The organism is Planktotalea sp. (assembly GCF_049680325.1).
Lineage (GTDB): Bacteria > Pseudomonadota > Alphaproteobacteria > Rhodobacterales > Rhodobacteraceae > Planktotalea.
In genome coordinates this window covers 1-3,614 of sequence record NZ_JBAUHO010000221.1, presented here as the reverse complement: position 1 = coordinate 3,614, position 3,614 = coordinate 1, and the positions used below count along the sequence as shown (strand labels likewise).

The following is a 3,614-nucleotide window of genomic DNA, read 5'->3' as shown; positions in this document are numbered from 1 at the left end:
CACCGGGAGAAATACACGTCGACCCTAGCCAGTTCGCACTATTTTGGACGCTGCCAGAGGGGCGTGCTTTGCGCTATATTGTTGGAATAGGACGAAAGGGCTTGTATGAGGCGGGTGAGTTTTATGTCGCAGCAAAACGTGAATGGCCACGTTGGACCCCTACGCCATCGATGATCAAACGCAATCCAAAGAAATATAAGAAGTTTGCGAAGGGCGTACCCGGTGGCTTGAAAAACCCGCTCGGAGCTCGGGCACTTTATTTGTATCAACCGGGCCGTGGCGATACCTATTTGCGGATCCATGGCACACCAAATCCCGACACTATTGGACAGCGCGTTTCGAATGGGTGCGCGCGGTTAACCAATGATCAGATCATAGATTTTTATGAGAAAGTGCCGCTTCAGACACGCGTAGTTTTGAACCCAATTGTAACTTGAAGATTAAAGTGGGTAGCCACGTCGATCAGATGCAGGGCTACAATTCATTACATTTGAAATCTGGCAAAGGCCGTTCAAAACCGCGAAATAAGATGAGGAGAAAAGCAGTAAGAGTCAGTTAAAGGCTCAAACCGAAAGGCAAAAGTATGAAAAATGGTTTGAAGGCAGCATCGCGTCGCAAAGTGTTGAGCGGACTTAGTGCTACGATTTTGTTCGCCCCGACCTATCTGCGTGCGCAGGAGCAGGGCGGTGTTCGTCGCAATTCATCTTCGTTTCGCATACATGATTGGCAGGATCATTTCGATAAAATTGGAAAAGGAATCTTGCTTTCTGATACTGTGACGATGGTCCTACAGCATTGGACACCTGATGGGGAAATGCGAATTTATCCAACTTCGGTACCTTTGACCGAAGACCTTACAAGGCGCGGGTATACGGAAGTGGTAGAGAAGCGCGTCAACCCAGGCTGGACCCCGACACCTTCTATGCGCGAACGCGATCCTGAGTTGCCCATCCATGTCAAAGGTGGTGATCCGAAAAATCCACTTGGTTCGCGCGCGCTGTATTTATCTTGGCAGTTCTACCGAATTCATGGAACGGCAGACACTCGTAAGATCGGTCGTAAGTCCTCGAGCGGTTGCATTGGTCTTTACAATGAACACGTCGAGGAGGTGTTTGAACGCTCTCCCGTCGGAACTCAGGTAAAGCTAATATAATGTCCAAATCAGGTATCTTCATCGTTGCATTGCTCATCCTTGGAGGCGGAACATTTATTTGGCAGCAAACAGCACCGGCGGTTCCAGCCGGACACTCGATGACCCCGCCGGATTTGTCAAACGTTGGTGAGGGGAAGCCAATTGCGAATGTGATTGTTCCTGCCGAATTTTCTGAAAATGCAAAAATTGGTAAGCGTGTCTTCGCAGCCAAATGCTCGGAATGTCACGGCAAGAATGCGGCTGGACAAAATGGTGTTGCCCCGCCCCTAGTTCACAAGATTTACGAACCAAGTCATCATGGTGATGGCGCATTTCTAGTTGCAGCAAAAAATGGTGTCAGATCACATCACTGGAAGTTTGGGAATATGCCACCGGTCGAAGGTTTGACGGACGGCGATTTGAAAATGGTTGTCGCATATGTACGCGAACTTCAACGCGCCAATGGCATCAAATAACTAAAGGACTAACTCAATGGCTAAGAAAATCCTTATCCCTTCTGTCTTAATTGCGTTTATCGGCGTTGCTGCAATGGCGCATAACGGAGCTACAGGCATTGTAAAAGAACGCATGGACGGCATGTCTGCAATGGGCAAAGCCGTTAAAGCCCTAACGCCGATAATGCGTGGAGCCGTAGAATATGACGCTGACAAAGTTCGCAGCGCTGCTGACGTTATGATCAAGCACGCGGGCGAGCAAATGATATCTCTGTTTCCAGAGGGCACAGGTGGAATGCCATCCTCTGCCTTGCCAGCGGTATGGGATAATTGGGAAGAATTTTCCAAAATTTCAAATGAACTCAAAGCCTATGCTGAAGGCATGAAGATTGCGGCTGGCAACGGTCTTGCAGAGGATGCTGTAGAGCAAGACGACGCAATGATGGGCGGATCGAATGACACGATGATGGGTGAAACCACAGAAGACGCTATGGGTGGTGATGCCATGGGCGCCGAGACAATGATCACGGCCGAGATGTTCGCAACGATGCCGGCGGACACGGCGTTTGCGTCTGTTGCGCAAACCTGTTCGGCTTGCCACCAGAAATTCCGTGCGAAAGAAAATTAAGTCGATGGGGATCTGGAAGTGGGCGTTTGCGACATCTGCAATCACCGGGATCGCAGTGATTGGCGCGCTTGTTGTGTGGCCAATCGGGCAGGAAGTTTCCCCGATCACGCTGACGGGTAATGTCAAAAAAGGCGGCTACCTTGCGCGGGCAAGTGGCTGCATCGCCTGTCACACCAATTTTGAAGGCGGTGGAAAGCCTTTAGCTGGCGGGGTCAAATTGGATACCCCCTTTGGCGCGCTCTATTCCGCGAACCTGACAAGTGATCCCGAATTGGGTATTGGCGGTTGGACTGTTGAAGAATTTGCTAAAGCGGTTCGCCAAGGCATTTCGCCTGAAGGGGAGCCGTATTATCCGGCATTCACCTATCCGTTTTATGCAAACTTTAGTGACCAAGACATCGCTGATCTGTATGCAGCGTTTCAAACTGTAAAGGCTGTGCCAGAAGCGGCACCAGCTAACGAAATGCCGTTTCCGTTTAATCAGCGTTGGGGACTTAAAGTCTGGCGCGCAGCCTTCCTTAAGCCACCTGCTACGGACCCAATTTCCGGTCAAGATCCCGAATGGAACCGCGGTCGTGAATTGGTCGGAGGCGCGACGCATTGCGCAGCATGCCACACGTCTCGTAACTTCATTGGGGCGCGAAAGAGCGCTGATGAGCATTTTGCGGGCAATCCGTCTTTGCCTGGGGGCAGTAAAGCTCCTGCTATTGATTATAAGACCCTGCGAAAGCGCGATTGGACAGTGGATTCGCTGGCCTATGCTTTGAAGACTGGAATTATGCCCGACGGCGATACTTTTGGCGGTTCGATGAGCGAAGTTGTCCAGCAGGGCACACGTTTTCTAACGAATGAAGATCGTCGCGCAATGGCAGTGTATTTGATGGACGATCACAGCGGAGGATGACCAATCTTTTGAATATCCGCTAACACGAAATTTGATAGGATTAAGAGCACGATGCATCTAACACGACGCCATTTTCTAATGAGTTCCGCAGGGGCTGTTTTTGCGCGTCCCTCGTTTGCGCAAACCGCAGTGAAACCGCAGGTTTTGAAAGCGAGCGTCGCTGACGTTCAATTGCTGCCAGAGGGTTACGGACAAACCTCAATTTGGGGATATGAAGGCAGCACGCCGGGTCCAGAAATTCGAGTTGTTAAAGGTGCCCGCGTTCAGCGAACGCTCTTGAATGAAGTGCCTGATCCGACGTCTGTGCATTGGCACGGCATCAGGATTGATAATGCAATGGACGGAGTCTCTGGCCTGACACAGGCCGCGGTTAAAACGGGCGATACGTTCGAGTACGATTATGTTGCGCCCGATGCTGGTACTTTTTGGTATCACGCGCACAATCGCTCCTATGAACAAGTCGCACGCGGCTTGTCCGGGCCGCTTATCGTTGAA

At 50.7% G+C, this 3,614-nt stretch carries 6 protein-coding genes; all 6 read left to right on the top strand.

Going from position 1 to position 3,614, the window contains the following annotated elements:
* A partial coding sequence (locus tag WBC85_RS10075; RefSeq protein ID WP_424436182.1) for a L,D-transpeptidase occupies nt 1–437 on the top strand: 437 nt, incomplete at its 5' end.
* A 146-nt stretch (nt 438–583) separates the two neighbouring features.
* Nucleotides 584–1,153, top strand: a complete 570-nt coding sequence (locus WBC85_RS10070) for a L,D-transpeptidase (RefSeq protein WP_354689900.1) — start codon at nt 584–586, stop codon at nt 1,151–1,153.
* Nucleotides 1,153–1,608: a c-type cytochrome gene (locus WBC85_RS10065; protein ID WP_347184335.1), complete on the top strand. Its 456-nt coding sequence runs from the start codon at nt 1,153–1,155 to the stop codon at nt 1,606–1,608. The genes WBC85_RS10070 and WBC85_RS10065 overlap by 1 nt, the downstream gene beginning before the upstream one ends.
* A gap of 16 nt (nt 1,609–1,624) precedes the next feature.
* Nucleotides 1,625–2,215 (top strand): c-type cytochrome, encoded by a 591-nt coding sequence (locus tag WBC85_RS10060; protein ID WP_424436177.1) that lies wholly within the window; start codon nt 1,625–1,627, stop codon nt 2,213–2,215.
* Between the two features lie 4 nt (nt 2,216–2,219).
* The gene (locus WBC85_RS10055) at nt 2,220–3,119 is read left to right on the top strand and encodes a c-type cytochrome (RefSeq protein WP_424436173.1); all 900 of its coding nucleotides are present in this window, start codon (nt 2,220–2,222) and stop codon (nt 3,117–3,119) included.
* A gap of 51 nt (nt 3,120–3,170) precedes the next feature.
* A partial coding sequence (locus WBC85_RS10050; protein ID WP_424436170.1) for a multicopper oxidase domain-containing protein occupies nt 3,171–3,614 on the top strand: 444 nt, incomplete at its 3' end.